This window comes from Stenotrophomonas sp. NPDC078853, from assembly GCF_044901215.1.
Lineage (GTDB): Bacteria > Pseudomonadota > Gammaproteobacteria > Xanthomonadales > Xanthomonadaceae > Stenotrophomonas > Stenotrophomonas lacuserhaii.
The window spans coordinates 235,744-250,296 of record NZ_JBJDOQ010000001.1 but is presented as its reverse complement, the minus strand read 5'-3'; the positions used below and the strand labels follow the sequence as shown (position 1 = coordinate 250,296).

The window sequence follows — 14,553 nt, the reverse complement described above, 5'->3', positions numbered from 1 at the left end:
TCGGAACGAAGTCAGTGCGATGGTGGATGTGGGCTGACGAGGGTGACGCTGAACAATGACCCACGCAGCTCCGGTTTGAAGCCCTCGGGTGCGTCTTCGCCGTAATCGGCGTAGTTGTCCATGGCGTCGCGCGGATAACCCATATCGGCGTAATGCCGGGTTTCGGTGTCACCCTTGACGAAACGGTCGGCCTGGATGAAGGACAGGAAACGCGTCTCTCCATCGGCACCGGTGGCCTTCAGCATCGCGCCGGCGCCGCTGAACTTCCACTGGCAGACGCCGCGTCCGTAATAGTCCTCGTCCTGCATCAGGTCGAGATAAACCGTGCCACGGTATTCGTTGTCGCTGACTTGCTGCAGCTTCACCTCTTCCTTGCTGGTGATGCGGCCCGTGCGGCCGGTGGCCGGCACGATGCGCCCGCATTCCTGTTCGTTGATGACGTCGTACTGCGCGCTGCCTTCCACCACCTCGAAAGGGCCGGGCGCATCGGCGATCTTCAATACCAGCTCATGGGCCTGCCGCGGGGTGGGATTGAGTTTGGCGAGGCCGCGTTCGTTCTGCCCAGCGTCCTGTTCCGCACCGTGCGGATGGCAGGCTGCAAGCGCAACAATGGCGAGGCAGGGCAGCAGGGCCCGCCACCTCGGCCGAAGCCTTTCTGCAGAAGCGTGCGACTCAAGCATGCATCTGCCTGGCGCTGTCTTGCTGCTGTGAGAGCTGCCGCTCCTGCTCCTGTCCCATGCGCTGGCTGGCTGCCAACTGCGCGCGCTCACTGCTCTGTTCAAGGGGCACCTGCATGGCCTCGGTAGTTGCCACCGAAACCCTCAGGTGCGCCGGATCGTTGGGCTGGCCCTGCACGCCGAAGGTGCGCGAGGCATCGCTGCTCATCAGCACGCTGTCGATGCGGGTGCCGCCGTTGGCGTGCATTTCCGCCGCCAGGCTGCCGGCCAACTGGCCGCTGTGCTGGTCCGGCGTGCGGCCTACGCGCAGGTCCTGCGCCTCCACGCCGCGCAATGCGTCCTGGAACAGCAGGTTGCCGGGGTGGCCGGGGCTGTCCATGCGCATGGCGCCGTCGCGCTTGTGCGCATCTTCGGCCGCCTTGCGGGCCGGCTCGCCTGGATCCAGTGGGCCGCGGATCCGGTCGTAGAGGTCCACCGCCACGCCCGGCATGCCGCGCGCGCCGGTAGTGACCGCGCCGCGCAGCAGTTCCATCTTGTCGCGGTACTCGTCGATCATCCGCGCGTTCTGCTTGGCCAGATCCCGGGTTGCGGGATCATCCAGCACCGAACCGGTATCAGCGAAATTGCCGAGCTTGTGCGCGCCCAGCGAGCCGGCGGCGGCGACCAGCGCCGAATCCGGAATCACGCCGTTGTACCACTTGTTGCTGAAGCCGGCGTTGTCCAGCGTTCGGATCTCATCGGGCCTGGCGTACAGGCGTACCTCGCCGTAATGGCCGGAGGCCGCGCTCACCGGATCCGAGGCCATGGCATGGTTGAGCACGCTGTTGCCGCCTTCGGGGATGCGCAGGCCCAGGCTGGCCGCGCCGTAGGCGTTGAAGGTTTCGCCCTTCAGGTCGAAGTGGTGGGCGGTAACCTGGGCCAGCGCGCCGCCCAGTGAATGCCCGGTGACGCTGACTTCCGGGGCCCGGCCTTCGTTCTCGCCGATGTGCTTGGACAACGCGACCGCACGCTTTGTCAGCGCGATGGCATCGTCGGCCTGCAGGTTGTAGCGCGCCAGCACCATCCCGCCATCAGCAAGCACGGCGTCCTGCAGGATCTCCTCGGTGCCGCGGTGGGAGACGATGATCTCGCCGGTGTCCTCGCGCTGGTAGATCGTGCCCTGGTAGCCATTCTGCCGGTTGTTTACGTGCTCCAGCACCTTGTAGTTGTGCCCGTTGAGCGGCACCACTTCTTCCTGGCCGGGCGCGCGGCGGCCGACCTTGTGGTCTTCATACGCATCAGCGGAAAGTGCGGCGTAGTCGCGGTGGGTGAGCGGCATCAGCGCACCTCATGGGCGGTGAGGGTGGCGGTGAACAGCGCGTCCTGCAGCTCCGGGCGGAACCGCGACGGATCTTCGTGGCCGGCCTGGCCGAAGTCCGGCACCGATTCCACGCGTGGGTAATCGCGGTCCGGGTAATGGCGGGTGAGGGCCTTGCCGGCGATGAACTTGTCCGCTTCGATGAACGAGGTAAAGCGCGTTTCGCCATCGGCGCCAGTGGCCTTCAGCATCGCGCCGGCACCGCTGAAGGTCCACTTGCAGACGCCGCGGCCGTAGTAATCCTCATCCAGCATGCGGTCCAGGTAGACCGTGCCGCGGTACTCGGTATCGGACACCTTCTTCAGCTGCACCGGCTCCTGGCTGGTGATGCGCGCGGCCATGCCGGTGGCCGGAATAATGCGGCCGCATTCCTCTTCGTTGGTGACGTCGTACTGGGCCACGCCTTCCACCACGGCGAATGTGCCGGGTGCATCGGCGAGGCTCAGCACAAGCTCGAACGCCTGGCGTGGGCTGGGATTGAGCTTGGCCAGGCCGCGGCCGCCATTTTCGACGCCCTGTTCGGCGGTGGTGATTTCCTGGTTCATGGCGTTCTCCGGATGGCAGGCGGTGAGGAGGAGCAGGGCAGCGCACGGCAGAAACGTTCGGCGCACGGGGGGCCTCCTGGTTGCGGGTGGGAAGGGGGAAGTCGATGCGGTCATGCTGTGGCCACGCAAGCCATCGAGCGCGCCGGTAGCGGACGCAGGGCAGGGCGCACGCGCGGGAGCCTGGGGCTCGAACCGGTGTGCGGGGCTGCGATGTTGTCTCCGTTCCTTGGCGACATGTGCTCGATTCGTGACGAATAGATCGTCCTTTTTACCAGTTTCATGTTTCGTTTGCGTCAAAACGTTGGCGCACGGTTAACGGGACCGCATCGGTAACGCCGCGCCATGCGCGGCGGATTTGCCCGATCCCAAGCGTAATTGACTGCACTGCACACCACGCCGGGCGTGGCTGGGCGCTACCATGGCGGGGAATTTCGAAGGCCGTCATGTGATCAGGGGAACCGTTTGAATCCGCAGGAAAATTCCACCGACTCCGTGCCGGTCGAGCACGAGGCCTACCTGCGCAGCCAGCTGATCACCTATATCGGTAACAAGCGCGCGCTGTTGCCGTTTGTTGAGGCGGGCATCGCGCATGCCAAGGACCGCCTGGGCAAGGCGGGGATCGATTTCCTGGATCTGTTTTCCGGCTCCGGCGTGGTGGCGCGGCTGGCGCGCCGGCATGCCGCCACCCTGCAGTGCAACGACCTGGAGCGCTACAGCGAGGTCGGCAACCGCTGCTACCAGGCCAACGTGGCGGATGTGGATGCGGCAGCGCTGGAGGAAGAGCTTGTCCGCGTTGCGCACCGGGTGCAGCGCGAACTGGCGCCGGGCTTCCTGTGCGAACTGTATGCGCCGCTGGACGACGATGACATCCAGCCCGGCGAGCGGGTGTTCTATACGCGTCGCAACGCGATGTTCCTGGATACCTTCTGCCAGGTGCAGGTGGATACGCCGTTGGCGTTGCGGCCATTCCTGCTGGCGCCGGTGCTGGCGCAGGCGTCCATGTACACCAACACCTCCGGCGTGTTCAAAGGCTTCCACAAGAACCGCGAAGGCGTGGGCCAGTTCGGTGGCACGGCACGCAACGCGCTGTCGCGCATCCTGCGCCCGATCGAGGTGCAGGCGCCGGTGTTCAGTCGCTTCGCATGCGAGGTGCAGCTCCACCGCTGCGATGCCAACGCGCTGGTGCGTGAGCTGGACATGGTGGACGTGGCGTACTTCGATCCGCCCTACAATGAGCATCCGTACGGTTCGAACTACTTCATGTTGAACCTGCTGTGTGACTACCAGCGGCCATCGCAGGTCAGTCGGGTCTCGGGCATTCCAACCGACTGGAACCGTTCGGACTACAACAAGGCCCGGTTGGCCGAGACCGCGCTGTTCGACGCGGTGGCGCAGGTTCGCGCCCGTTTCGTGTTGATCTCGTACAACTCGGAGGGCTTCATCAGCCACGAGCGCTTCGTTGCCGCGCTGGAAGGGATGGGCGCGCTGAGCGTGATGGACACGCGGTACAACACCTTCCGCGGCAGCCGCAACCTGGGCGCCCGGGACACCCATGTGACCGAGTTCCTGTACCTGCTGGACAAGCGGTGAGCCGCATCCGGTAGTAACGGCCGCTGGCCGTCATGCTTGCGCCGTGGTGGGTGACGACCGTTGGTCGTCACGATTGTGCCTTCCGCTGCGCTCGCCGAGCATGGCTCGGCGCTACCAAGGCGGCAGCGTAGTGACGGCCGCTGGCCGTCATGCTCAGCGGCCCTGCAGGCGCCCGCGTACAATACCCGTATGCCCGACAGCGCCCGCCCGAAGTCCGTCCTCCCCGCCACCCAGGTCCACATGGAGGGCTTCGCGCAGGTGCGCGAGGCGCGCCGGTCCGAGCTGGTGGAGGACTACGTGGAGCTGATCGCCGACCTGATCGCTGATGGCCGCGAGGCGCGCCAGGTGGATATCGCCAGCCGCCTTGGGGTGGCCCAGCCGACGGTCGCCAAGGCGCTCAAGCGCCTGGTCAAGGAAGGCTGGGCGATCCAGCGCCCGTACCGTGGCGTGTTCCTGACCCCGGCCGGCGAACAGTTGGCGCGCGATGTACGCGTGCGCCATCAGACCGTGGAGCGCTTCCTGCTGGCGCTCGGCGTGGATGCCGATTCCGCGCGGCGCGATGCCGAAGGCATCGAACACCACGTCAGCGAGGCGACCCTGGCTGCCTTCGAGGCCTTCCTGGCCAAGGCGGCGCCGCATGTCTGACGCGCTGCCGGTGCACGATGCCGACGAACACTGGATGCGCCATGCACTGGCGCTGGCCGAGCGCGCACAGCGCGAGTTCAACGAGATACCGGTCGGTGCGGTGCTTGTCAGTGCCGAAGGTGAAGTGCTGGGCGAAGGCTGGAACCTCAACATTGCCGAGCACGACCCCAGCGCGCACGCCGAGATCGTGGCGATGCGGCGGGCGGGCAGGGCGCTGCAGAACCACCGGCTGATGGGCAGCACGCTGTACGTCACCCTGGAGCCCTGTGCGATGTGCGCGATGGCGATCGTGCACGCGCGCGTGGGCCGGCTGGTGTATGCGGCGTCCGACCCGAAGACCGGCGCCTGTGGCAGCGTGTTCGACCTCCTCGGCGATGCGCGCCACAACCACCGGGTAGAGATCCACGGCGGCGTGCTGGCACGCGAGGCGAGCACCCGGCTGACCAATTATTTCCGCGCCAAGCGCGGCCGCCCGCTGCTGTCGCTGGAAGCGCCGGGTGCCGACGAAGGCTGAACGGCGCGCTATCATGGCGCATCCATTCATGGCGAGCCTGCGGCCCGCCCACAGCGAGGCAACACGATGGCCGACACCGGCGCGGGCAATGACCGATTGATCTGGATCGACCTGGAAATGACCGGGTTGGACACCGACAACGATTCCATCATCGAGATCGCCACGGTGGTCACCGATGCCCAGCTCAACGTGCTTGCCGAAGGTCCGGAGTTCGCCATCCACCACGCGGTGGAGCGGCTGGACGCGATGGACGAGTGGAACCGCAACCAGCACCGCCGCTCGGGCCTGTGGCAGCGCGTGGTGGACAGCCAGGTCAGCCTGGGCCAGGCCGAAGCGGCCACGGTGAATTTCCTGGCCGAATGGATCGGCGCGGGCGCCTCGCCGATGTGCGGCAATTCGATCTGCCAGGACCGTCGTTTCCTGCACCGTGAGATGCCGCGGCTGGAGAAGTATTTCCACTACCGCAACCTGGATGTGTCCACCATCAAAGAGCTGGCCAAGCGCTGGGCCCCGGCGGTGGCCGCCGGGGTGGGCAAGAACAGCAACCACACCGCGCTGAGCGACGTGCATGACTCTATCAACGAACTGAAGCACTACCGGCAGTTCATGGGCACGCTGGCGGGCCTGCCGACGGCTTGATCGAGCACGGTCGGACTATGCGGTGCTCGGTAGGTGACGAGGGCATGGGTGAGTGACGTGGGCATAAGTGGGTGACGTGGGCATAGGTGGGTGACGACCGTTGGTCGTCACGCTTTTGCCGTGCGATAAAGCTGAGAAGCGTGACGACCAGCGGTCGTCACCCACACAGGCGCGGGTCATCACCCGGCCGTTCAACTACGCAGCGCTAAGATCGGCCCATGAACGAGCCGATCCTGCTTCCGCGTGACATCGCCCACCAGCCCCAGGACTGGGCCGACCTGCAGCGCGCCGTGAGCCTGCTGGAGGCCCCCACCATCACCGCGCGCATGGCCAACCTGGTCGGCACGCCGCTGGAGTTCGCGGTGAGCCGCCTGCCCAACGCGGTATCCAGCCGTATCCAAGGCGCCGTGCAGGCCGCGCTGTACAAGGCGGTGCAGGGAGCGCTGATGAGCATGGGCAACACGCCGGGCAAGTCCGCCTCTACGCGTTGGCACAAGCTGGCGGCGGCCACATCCGGCGCGGTCGGCGGCGCCTTCGGTTTTGCCGCGTTGTTGATCGAACTGCCGGTGTCGACCACCATCATGATGCGAGCGGTGGCCGACGTAGCGCGCAGCGAAGGCTTCGACCTGGCCGACATGTCCACCCGCCAGGCCTGCCTGGAAGTGTTCGCGCTGGGCGGCAACGCCAAGAGCGATGACGCCAGCGAAACCGGCTACTACCTGGCCCGTGGCTTCACTGCCGACGTGGTGCGGCACCTGTCAGCCGAGCTGGCCGGGCGGGTGGTGACCGGCCGCAACCTGACCCTCGGCGTGGCGCCGAAGGAAGCCGGCAAACTGCTGGCCAAGCTGGTGGAAAAGGTGGCCGCTCGGTTCGGCGTGGTGATCACCGAGAAGTTCGCCGCGCAGGCGGTGCCGATCGTCGGCGCGGCCACCGGTGCGGCGTTGAACACCATGTTTACCGACTACTACCAGGACGTGGCGCGCGGCCATTTCATCGTGCGCCGGCTGGAGCGCAAGTACGGCGAGGACGTGGTGCAGGCCTGCTACCAGCGCATCGCCCAAGGTTGACCGGGCGGCGCTGCTGGGCTGACGTCGCGCTGATCGTTGCACCACAGGCACAACTGTATTGCCTGGCCGGGTCTGTAAGCGGCGGCGGCCGGCCCCCATCCTTGTTGCATGCTCATCGCGCAAGGATTTTCCATGCTGTTCTCCCCGTATTCCCTGGGTCCGCTGCGGCTGGCCAACCGTATCGTGATGCCTCCGATGACCCGCTCGCGGGCCGCCGAAGGCAACGTGGCCACCGCTGAAATGGCGGAGTACTACGCCCAGCGCGCCTCGGCCGGGTTGATCGTCAGCGAAGGCACGCAGATCAGCCCGCAGGGGCAGGGCTATGCGTGGACGCCGGGCATCCACAGCCCCGCGCAGATCGAAGGCTGGCGCATGGTCACTGACGCGGTGCATGCCGCGGGCGGGCGCATCTTCGCCCAGTTGTGGCACGTGGGACGGGTCTCCCACGTGGCCCTGCAGCCGGGTAATGCCGCACCGGTTTCGTCGTCCGCGCTGCAGGCCGAGGGAGTGAAGGTGTTCGTCGATCCCACTGGCGCCGGGCCGGAGTCCGGGGTGGGCGAGATGATCCAGCATTCGATGCCGCGGGCGCTGTTGGAGGAGGAGATCCCCGGCATCGTTGCCGAGTACGCACAGGCCACCCGCAATGCGCTCGCCGCCGGCTTTGACGGGGTGGAGCTGCACGGTGCCAACGGCTACCTGATCAACCAGTTCATCGATTCGCAGGCCAACCAGCGCACCGATGGCTACGGTGGCGCGCTGGGCAACCGCCTGCGCTTCCTGCGCGAAGTGGCGGCGGCGGTGGTCAAGGTGGCCGGCGGCGAGCGGGTAGGGGTGCGGCTGGCGCCGCTGACCACGCTGCAGGGCGCGGTGGATGACACGCCGCAGGCCACGTATCTGGCCGCAGCGCACGTGCTGGAGCAGCTGGGCGTGGGTTACCTGCACATTGCCGAGGCCGACTGGGACGACGCACCGCTGATGCCTGTGGCGTTCAAGGAGGCCTTGCGGATCATCTACAGCGGCACGTTGATCTATGCCGGCAAGTACACCCTGGCGCGTGCCGAAGAGGCGCTGGCGCATGGTTGGGCCGATCTGATCGGTTTCGGCCGCCCGTTCATCGCCAACCCGGACCTGCCGCAGCGATTGCAGGCCGGTGTGACGTTGAACGAGCCAGACCGTGCGACCTATTTTGGTGGCGGGGTGGAAGGGTTCACCGATTACCCGGTGTTGGAAGCCGCGGAAGCGTAGCGGGCAGTAGCGCCGAGCCATGCTCGGCGAGCGCAGCGGAAGGCAGGAGCGTGACGACCAACGGTCGTCACCCACCAGCAGCAGGAGCATGACGGCCAGCGACCGTCACTACCGGGGTGATCGGTAGCGCCGAGCCATGCTCGGCGAGCGCAGCGGAAGGCAAAGCGTGACGACCAACGGTCGTCACCCACCAGGTCGTCACCCACCAGGAGAAGCAGCGTGACGGCCAGCGGCCGTCACTACCGGGTTTCAGCGCGGGTCGCGCACCAGGGCTTCGGCGCGGGTGACGCTGCCGTCCTTGCCGTGCAGGTACAGGTGCATGTCCTGCTGCGGATACGGGATGTTGATGCCGGCCTTGTCGTAGCCCAGCTTCAACTGCTCCAGCAGCGTCACCTTGGTGCCGAAGTGGTCGGCGGCGTTGACGTAGCAGCGGATGCCGAGGTTGATCGAGTGCGCGCCCAGTTCGTAGACCACCACGTCCGGCGCCGGGGTGGCCAGCACGCGCTTGTCGGCCTTCATGATGGACAGCGCGGTGTCGCGCGCCAGCTGGATGTCGTCCTCGTAACCAATGCCGATGACCAGCTCCACCCGGCGCGTCGGCTCGGCGGTGAGGTTGATGATCGGGGCTGCGGTGATCAGCGTGTTGGGGATGGTGGTGTGCTGGTTGTCGGCGCCGGTGATGACGGTCTGGAAGATGCGCACGTCGCGCACGGTGCCGGTCTGTCCGGCTACGGTCACCACGTCGCCCACGCGGAACGGCCGCAGGGTCACCAGCATCACGCCGGAGGCGATGTTGGACAGCGAGTCCTTCAAGGCCAGGCCGATCGCCAGGCCCGCGGTACCCAGCACCGCCAGCAGCGGGGAGATCGGCACGCCCAGCGTGGCGATGGCCAGCACCGCGACGATCACCAGCGCAGCGGCATAAACCACGTTGCGCATGAAGCTGCCGAGCATCGGGTCCATGCCGACCCGTGCGGTGGCGCGTGGCAGCACGTTGGACACGCGTCGGGCCAGCCAGATGCCGACCAGCAGCACCACAAGGGCGGCGATCAGCGGCAGGCCGTAGGTTTCGAAGATGCGTTCCCAGTTGAGGCTGTGCCACCAGGACGATGCGGGGAGGGCGGGCGTGGGATCGGGCGTGGGGGCGGCGGCTGACATGCGGTCTCCTGGGCGGGCGCTGGAAACAACAAGCCCCGCATAGGCGGGGCTTGTGTATGGCAGGAGTATGCCGGTGAAGCGGTAAAGATCCTGTAGAAGCGTGACGGCCAGCGGCCGTCACTACCAGGCGCAATCGGTAGCGCCGAGCCATGCTCGGCGAGCGCAGCGGCAAGCCGAAGAGCGTGAAGACCAACGGTCGTCACCCACCAAACCAGCGGCCGTCAGTACCGTCAGCCGGCCTGCTTCAGCTTGGCCAGCCGCAGCCAGGTGTCGACCACGGTGTCCGGGTTCAGCGACACCGATTCGATGCCTTCCTGCATCAGCCACTCGGCCAGGTCCGGGTGGTCCGACGGGCCCTGGCCGCAGATGCCGACGTACTTGCCCTTGGCGCGTGCGGCCTTGATCGCCATCGACAGCAGCTTCTTCACCGCCGGGTTCCGCTCGTCGAACAGGTGCGCGACGATCGACGAGTCGCGATCCAGGCCCAGCGTCAGCTGGGTCAGGTCGTTGGAGCCGATGGAGAAGCCATCGAAGATCTCAAGGAACTCATCGGCGAGCAGCGCGTTGGACGGCACCTCGCACATCATGATGATCTTCAGACCGTTCTCGCCCTGCTTGAGGCCATTCTGTTCCAGCACTTCGACGACCTTGCGGCCTTCTTCCAACGTGCGCACGAACGGAATCATGACCCACAGATTGTCCAAGCCCATTTCGTTGCGCACGCGCAGCACGGCCTTGCATTCCAGCGCGAAGGCAGCGGAGAAACTCGGGTCGACATAACGGCTGGCGCCGCGGAAGCCGATCATCGGGTTTTCTTCGTGCGGTTCGTAGTTGGTGCCGCCGATCAGGTTGGCGTACTCGTTGGACTTGAAGTCCGACAAGCGCACGATCACCGGGTTCGGCGCCACCGAAGCGGTCAAGGTGGCGATGCCTTCGGCCAGGCGATCCACGTAGAAGCTCACCGGATCCTTGTAGCCGGCAATCTTCTCGTCGATCTTCTTCTTCGTCGCCATGTCCTGGCGGTCGTATTCCAGCAGCGCATTCGGGTGGATGCCGATATGGCTGGCGATGATCATTTCCAGCCGCGCCAGGCCGATGCCCGCGTTCGGCAGCTGGCCGAAGTCGAAGGCACGTTCCGGGTTGGCCACGTTCATCATGATCTTCAGCGGCGCCGGCGGCATGTTGCCGAGATCGGTGGTGGTGCGTTCGAACTCGAGGATGCCTTCGTAGATGAAGCCGGTGTCACCCTCGGCGCAGCTGACAGTGACCTGCTGGCCATCCTGGATCAGCTGGGTGGCGTTGCCCGAACCGACCACGGCCGGTACGCCGAGCTCACGCGCGATGATCGCGGCGTGGCAGGTGCGGCCACCGCGGTTGGTGACGATGGCCGAAGCCCGCTTCATCACCGGCTCCCAATCGGGGTCGGTCATGTCGGCGATCAGCACGTCGCCGGGCTGCACGCGGGCCATGTCGTCCAGCGTCTTGACCACGCGGGCGGTGCCGGCACCGATCTTGGCACCCACGGCGCGGCCTTCTGCCAGCACCTTGCCGTCCTTCTGGCTCAGCGCGAAGCGCTCGATCTGGGTGGCGTGGCTGCGCGACTTCACCGTTTCCGGGCGCGCCTGCACGATGAACAGCTTGCCGCTGACACCGTCCTTGGCCCACTCGATGTCCATCGGGCGGCCGTAATGCTTTTCGATGACCAGCGCCTGCTTGGACAGTTCCTGCACGTCTTCGTCGCTGATCGAGAAGGTGCTGCGCAGCTCGGCCGGGGTGTCTTCGATGCGCACGCGCTCACCGGGGACGTCCGAATAGACCATGCGGATCGCCTTGCTGCCCAGCGAACGGCGCAGGATCGCCGGCTTGCCGGCATTCAAGGTGGGCTTGTAGACGTAGAACTCGTCCGGGTTGACCGCACCCTGAACGACCATCTCGCCGAGGCCGAACGAGGAGGTCACGAAGACCACGTCGCGGAAGCCGGATTCGGTGTCCAGGGTGAACAGCACGCCGGATGAACCGACGCCCGAACGCACCATCAGCTGCACGCCGGCGGACAGGAAAACATCCTCGTGCTTGAAGCCGTGGTGCACGCGGTAGGCGATGGCGCGATCGTTGTACAGCGAGGCGAATACTTCCTTGACCTTCAGCACGACATCGTCGGCGCCGGTCACGTTTAGGAACGTCTCCTGCTGGCCGGCGAAGGACGCATCGGGTAGGTCTTCGGCGGTGGCCGAGGAGCGCACGGCCACGGCGATGTCGCCGCCGCCGTTCTCAGCGCTCAGCTGCGCATACGCCGTGCGGATGTCCTGGTCCAGCTGCGGCTGCAGCGGCGCGTCGATGACCCAGCCACGGATTTCCTTGCCGGCAGCGGTCAGCGCGGCAACGTCTTCGACATCCAGCGTGGCCAGCTTGTCGAAAATGCGCTTGGACAGATCGTTATGGGCGATGAAGTCCTTGAAGGCTTCGGAGGTCGTGGCATAGCCCCCGGGCACGGACACCCCGAGACCGGCGAGGTTGCCGATCATTTCGCCCAGCGACGAATTTTTTCCACCCACGCGGGCCAGGTCGGCCAAGCGCAGTTCGTGCAACCACAGGATATTCTCGTTCAAGCGCGATGCTCCGTTTGGCCATCGCCCGAGGCGGGCTGGGAATGGCCGCGTCCGTAGGAAGAAGCCGCTATGATGCCGGTCGGACTGCCGTCGGCACAAGCTTGTGACAGCAGCTGTTTTAAGTTTCGGACTGGGAAAATGCGCATATGACGACCATCCGACCGGTGTTCTATGTCTCCGATGGAACCGGTATCACCGCTGAAACCATTGGGCATAGCCTGCTCACCCAGTTCTCCGGATTCAGCTTCATCACCGACCGGATGTCGTTCATAGACGACCCGGAAAAAGCCGCCGAGGCCTGTGCCCGTATCCAGGCGGCCGGGGAGCGCTACCAGGTCCGGCCGATCGTGGTGAACTCCTGCGTGGACCAGAGCCTGAGCGTGATCCTGGCCAGCAGCGGGGCGCTGATGCTGGACGTTTTCGCGCCTTTCATCGAACGGCTGGAGGCCGAGTTGTCCTCGCCGCGCTTGTCGCGGGTGGGCCAGGCGCACGGCATGGTCGACTTCGAGACCTATCACCGCCGGATCAACGCGATGAACTTCGCGCTGAGCCACGATGACGGCATCGCGGTGAACTACGACGATGCCGACGTGATCCTGGTGGCCGTCTCGCGGGCGGGAAAGACACCGACCTGCATCTACCTGGCGCTGCATTACGGGGTCAGCGCGGCCAACTACCCGCTGACCGACGAAGACCTGGAAACCGAGCAGCTGCCGCCGCGCCTGCGCAATTACCGCCGCAAGCTGTTCGGGCTGACCATCGATCCGGAACGGCTGCAGCAGATCCGCCAGGAACGCCGGCCGAACTCGCGCTATGCGGCCGCCGAAACCTGCCGCCGCGAAGTGGCCATCGCCGAGCGCATGTTCCAGCTGGAGCGGGTGCCGACGCTGAGCACCACGCATACCTCGATCGAGGAGATTTCCAGCAAGGTGCTGGCGACGCTGGGATTGCGGCGGGAGTTGTATTGAGGGGGGAAAAGCGTGACGACCCACGGTCGTCACCCACCAGAGCGGTGCCAACCCTGATCGTGCGCCCAACATGGGGGCCGCACGAGCTGCCGCGGCGTGTCCGCTTTGTGTAGGATCGAGGCATGGCCCAAGCCCGTCCCCTCGCCGAACGCATTCCCCGTCTCAGCCGGCTCAGCTGGTTGATGGGCCTGTACGCTGAAAACCACCGGCACCTGGTGCGCCTGTTCGCGCCCGGTGACCTGGAGGTTGGCAGCTATGTTTCCTCGGTCGGTGATGGGCTGGATGTCCGCCTGGACGTGATCGCCCGCCACGCCTATACGGTGGAGCTGCGGCTCACCTATGACCTGTGCGATCCGGTCACCGGGCAGCCGGACCCTTCGGCTTACATCCGGCTGTACCGCGACGCCCGGCAGGCCGAGACCACGCACTGCTACGTAGGCCGACGCTGGCAGGACGTGGTGGGCATGTACCCGCCGCCGGCCGAGCTGATCAGCCACCGCATGCGCATGAACACCTTCCTGGGCAAATGGCTGGATTACCTGGCCGAACGCGGCCACGGCGTGGCCACGCTGGTCCGGGACCACGGCACGGAACCAGCAGCCAGCGCCGAGAAGCGCCTGTCGATCGTGCCCTGATCGGACATAATCAGCGGCTCACCCGTTGCTGGACCCGCGCATGCCGTACACCCCCATCGTCGCCACCCTGGGCTACGTGCTGTCCCCTGATCGTCGCCAGGTGCTGATGATCCACCGCAACACGCGGCCGGGTGACCATCACCTAGGCAAGTACAACGGACTGGGTGGCAAGGTGGAGCCGGACGAAGACGTCGCCACCGGCATGCGCCGGGAGATCCAGGAAGAGGCGGGAATCGATTGCACTTCGATGCAGCTGCGCGGCACCATCAGCTGGCCGGGTTTCGGCAAGCACGGCGAGGACTGGTTCGGGTTCGTGTTCGTGGTCGATGCCTACGAGGGCACCCCGCACGGCGGCAACCACGAAGGCACGCTGGAGTGGGTGGACGTGGACAAGCTGGACAGCCTGCCGATGTGGGAAGGCGATCGCCATTTCCTGCCCCTGGTGTTCGACACTGATCCGCGTGCCTTCCATGGCGTGATGCCCTACCGGGACGGCCGTATGCAGTCCTGGAGTTACAGCCGGATCTGAAGGGCGCGGTCAGCCACGCCGAGCACGGCTCGGCGCTACCGAGCCCAGCGCGCCGAAGGCGGGGGGGATGTACGGCATGCGCGGACAACCCGCGCCCCGTCGGGCGGAGAATCCTTTGAGTCATACCGCAATCCGTCAGATGGAAAGCCCCCTTTGAAAGGGGGCGCGCCGAAGGCGGGGGGATGTACGGCATGCGCGGACAACCTGCGCCACGAGCCGGATCTGAAGGGCTTTCGCTTGAACTCCGTCATACCGCGGTCCGTCAGATGGAGAGCCCCCTTAAAAGGGGGCGCGCCGAAGGCGGGGGGATGTACGGCATGCGCGGGCAACCTGCGCCACCGCAGTGGCGCAGGTTGTCCACAGGGGGTGTGGATT

Annotated in this window: 14 protein-coding genes; 9 read left to right on the top strand and 5 right to left on the bottom strand. The window is 66.1% G+C overall.

What is annotated here, in order from left to right; genetic code table 11:
- Window positions 1-11 precede the first annotated feature (11 nt).
- The 3 genes from ACI2JH_RS01135 to ACI2JH_RS01125 are packed head-to-tail and all read right to left on the bottom strand — an operon-like array spanning window position 12 to window position 2,645.
- The gene (locus ACI2JH_RS01135; protein WP_404735177.1) at window positions 12-680 is read right to left on the bottom strand and encodes a hypothetical protein; all 669 of its coding nucleotides are present in this window, start codon (window positions 678-680) and stop codon (window positions 12-14) included.
- Window positions 673-1,995, bottom strand: coding sequence for an XVIPCD domain-containing protein (locus tag ACI2JH_RS01130; protein ID WP_404735176.1), 1,323 nt, complete (start codon window positions 1,993-1,995; stop codon window positions 673-675). Before ACI2JH_RS01130 ends, ACI2JH_RS01135 begins: the two co-directional genes overlap by 8 nt.
- Window positions 1,995-2,645 (bottom strand): hypothetical protein, encoded by a 651-nt coding sequence (locus ACI2JH_RS01125; protein WP_404735175.1) that lies wholly within the window; start codon window positions 2,643-2,645, stop codon window positions 1,995-1,997. The genes ACI2JH_RS01130 and ACI2JH_RS01125 overlap by 1 nt, the downstream gene beginning before the upstream one ends.
- A 396-nt stretch (window positions 2,646-3,041) precedes the next feature.
- Between ACI2JH_RS01125 and ACI2JH_RS01120 the strand changes: the two genes are divergently transcribed.
- The 6 genes from ACI2JH_RS01120 to ACI2JH_RS01095 all read left to right on the top strand — a co-directional run bounded on the left by ACI2JH_RS01120 (window position 3,042) and on the right by ACI2JH_RS01095 (window position 8,279).
- On the top strand, window positions 3,042-4,169 hold the full coding sequence (locus tag ACI2JH_RS01120; RefSeq protein WP_404735174.1) for a DNA adenine methylase: 1,128 nt from the start codon (window positions 3,042-3,044) through the stop codon (window positions 4,167-4,169).
- 189 nt (window positions 4,170-4,358) lie between these two features.
- Complete coding sequence (mntR, locus tag ACI2JH_RS01115) at window positions 4,359-4,814, top strand: manganese-binding transcriptional regulator MntR (RefSeq protein ID WP_182655741.1); 456 nt, start codon at window positions 4,359-4,361, stop codon at window positions 4,812-4,814.
- A complete protein-coding gene (tadA, locus tag ACI2JH_RS01110) occupies window positions 4,807-5,328 on the top strand; it encodes a tRNA adenosine(34) deaminase TadA (RefSeq protein WP_404735173.1) in 522 nt (173 codons plus the stop codon). Before mntR ends, tadA begins: the two co-directional genes overlap by 8 nt.
- A gap of 66 nt (window positions 5,329-5,394) precedes the next feature.
- Window positions 5,395-5,967 carry an oligoribonuclease gene (orn, locus tag ACI2JH_RS01105; protein WP_191768332.1) on the top strand — a complete coding sequence of 191 codons (573 nt, stop codon included), beginning with the start codon at window positions 5,395-5,397 and terminating at the stop codon, window positions 5,965-5,967.
- 218 nt (window positions 5,968-6,185) lie between these two features.
- A complete protein-coding gene (locus ACI2JH_RS01100; protein WP_404735172.1) occupies window positions 6,186-7,034 on the top strand; it encodes an EcsC family protein in 849 nt (282 codons plus the stop codon).
- A gap of 132 nt (window positions 7,035-7,166) precedes the next feature.
- Window positions 7,167-8,279 carry an alkene reductase gene (locus ACI2JH_RS01095; RefSeq protein WP_404735171.1) on the top strand — a complete coding sequence of 371 codons (1,113 nt, stop codon included), beginning with the start codon at window positions 7,167-7,169 and terminating at the stop codon, window positions 8,277-8,279.
- 249 nt (window positions 8,280-8,528) lie between these two features.
- On the opposite strand, the gene ACI2JH_RS01090 is transcribed toward ACI2JH_RS01095, so the two are convergent.
- A complete protein-coding gene (locus tag ACI2JH_RS01090) occupies window positions 8,529-9,437 on the bottom strand; it encodes a mechanosensitive ion channel family protein (RefSeq protein WP_182655746.1) in 909 nt (302 codons plus the stop codon).
- Window positions 9,438-9,667: 230 nt separating this feature from the next.
- Complete coding sequence (gene ppsA / locus ACI2JH_RS01085) at window positions 9,668-12,046, bottom strand: phosphoenolpyruvate synthase (protein ID WP_349998225.1); 2,379 nt, start codon at window positions 12,044-12,046, stop codon at window positions 9,668-9,670.
- Window positions 12,047-12,192: 146 nt separating this feature from the next.
- On the opposite strand from ppsA, the gene ACI2JH_RS01080 reads away from it, so the two are divergent.
- The 3 genes from ACI2JH_RS01080 to ACI2JH_RS01070 all read left to right on the top strand — a co-directional run bounded on the left by ACI2JH_RS01080 (window position 12,193) and on the right by ACI2JH_RS01070 (window position 14,178).
- The gene (locus tag ACI2JH_RS01080; protein ID WP_042613919.1) at window positions 12,193-13,014 is read left to right on the top strand and encodes a pyruvate, water dikinase regulatory protein; all 822 of its coding nucleotides are present in this window, start codon (window positions 12,193-12,195) and stop codon (window positions 13,012-13,014) included.
- A 122-nt stretch (window positions 13,015-13,136) separates the two neighbouring features.
- Window positions 13,137-13,649 carry a DUF1249 domain-containing protein gene (locus tag ACI2JH_RS01075; RefSeq protein WP_042613920.1) on the top strand — a complete coding sequence of 171 codons (513 nt, stop codon included), beginning with the start codon at window positions 13,137-13,139 and terminating at the stop codon, window positions 13,647-13,649.
- A 40-nt stretch (window positions 13,650-13,689) separates the two neighbouring features.
- Window positions 13,690-14,178 carry an 8-oxo-dGTP diphosphatase gene (locus tag ACI2JH_RS01070; RefSeq protein WP_101100599.1) on the top strand — a complete coding sequence of 163 codons (489 nt, stop codon included), beginning with the start codon at window positions 13,690-13,692 and terminating at the stop codon, window positions 14,176-14,178.
- Window positions 14,179-14,553 lie beyond the last annotated feature (375 nt).

What these genes read in the sequence shown, in the direction of transcription:
- ACI2JH_RS01095 (WP_404735171.1), top strand. Translation starts at nt 7,167, where the DNA reads ATGCTGTTCTCCCCGTATTCCCTGGGTCCGCTGCGGCTGGCCAACCGT.
- ACI2JH_RS01075 (WP_042613920.1), top strand. Translation starts at nt 13,137, where the DNA reads ATGGCCCAAGCCCGTCCCCTCGCCGAACGCATTCCCCGTCTCAGCCGG.
- mntR (WP_182655741.1), top strand. Translation starts at nt 4,359, where the DNA reads ATGCCCGACAGCGCCCGCCCGAAGTCCGTCCTCCCCGCCACCCAGGTC.
- ACI2JH_RS01135 (WP_404735177.1), bottom strand. Translation starts at nt 680, where the DNA reads ATGCTTGAGTCGCACGCTTCTGCAGAAAGGCTTCGGCCGAGGTGGCGG.
- tadA (WP_404735173.1), top strand. Translation starts at nt 4,807, where the DNA reads ATGTCTGACGCGCTGCCGGTGCACGATGCCGACGAACACTGGATGCGC.
- ACI2JH_RS01080 (WP_042613919.1), top strand. Translation starts at nt 12,193, where the DNA reads ATGACGACCATCCGACCGGTGTTCTATGTCTCCGATGGAACCGGTATC.
- ACI2JH_RS01090 (WP_182655746.1), bottom strand. Translation starts at nt 9,437, where the DNA reads ATGTCAGCCGCCGCCCCCACGCCCGATCCCACGCCCGCCCTCCCCGCA.
- ACI2JH_RS01100 (WP_404735172.1), top strand. Translation starts at nt 6,186, where the DNA reads ATGAACGAGCCGATCCTGCTTCCGCGTGACATCGCCCACCAGCCCCAG.
- orn (WP_191768332.1), top strand. Translation starts at nt 5,395, where the DNA reads ATGGCCGACACCGGCGCGGGCAATGACCGATTGATCTGGATCGACCTG.
- ACI2JH_RS01130 (WP_404735176.1), bottom strand. Translation starts at nt 1,995, where the DNA reads ATGCCGCTCACCCACCGCGACTACGCCGCACTTTCCGCTGATGCGTAT.
- ACI2JH_RS01070 (WP_101100599.1), top strand. Translation starts at nt 13,690, where the DNA reads ATGCCGTACACCCCCATCGTCGCCACCCTGGGCTACGTGCTGTCCCCT.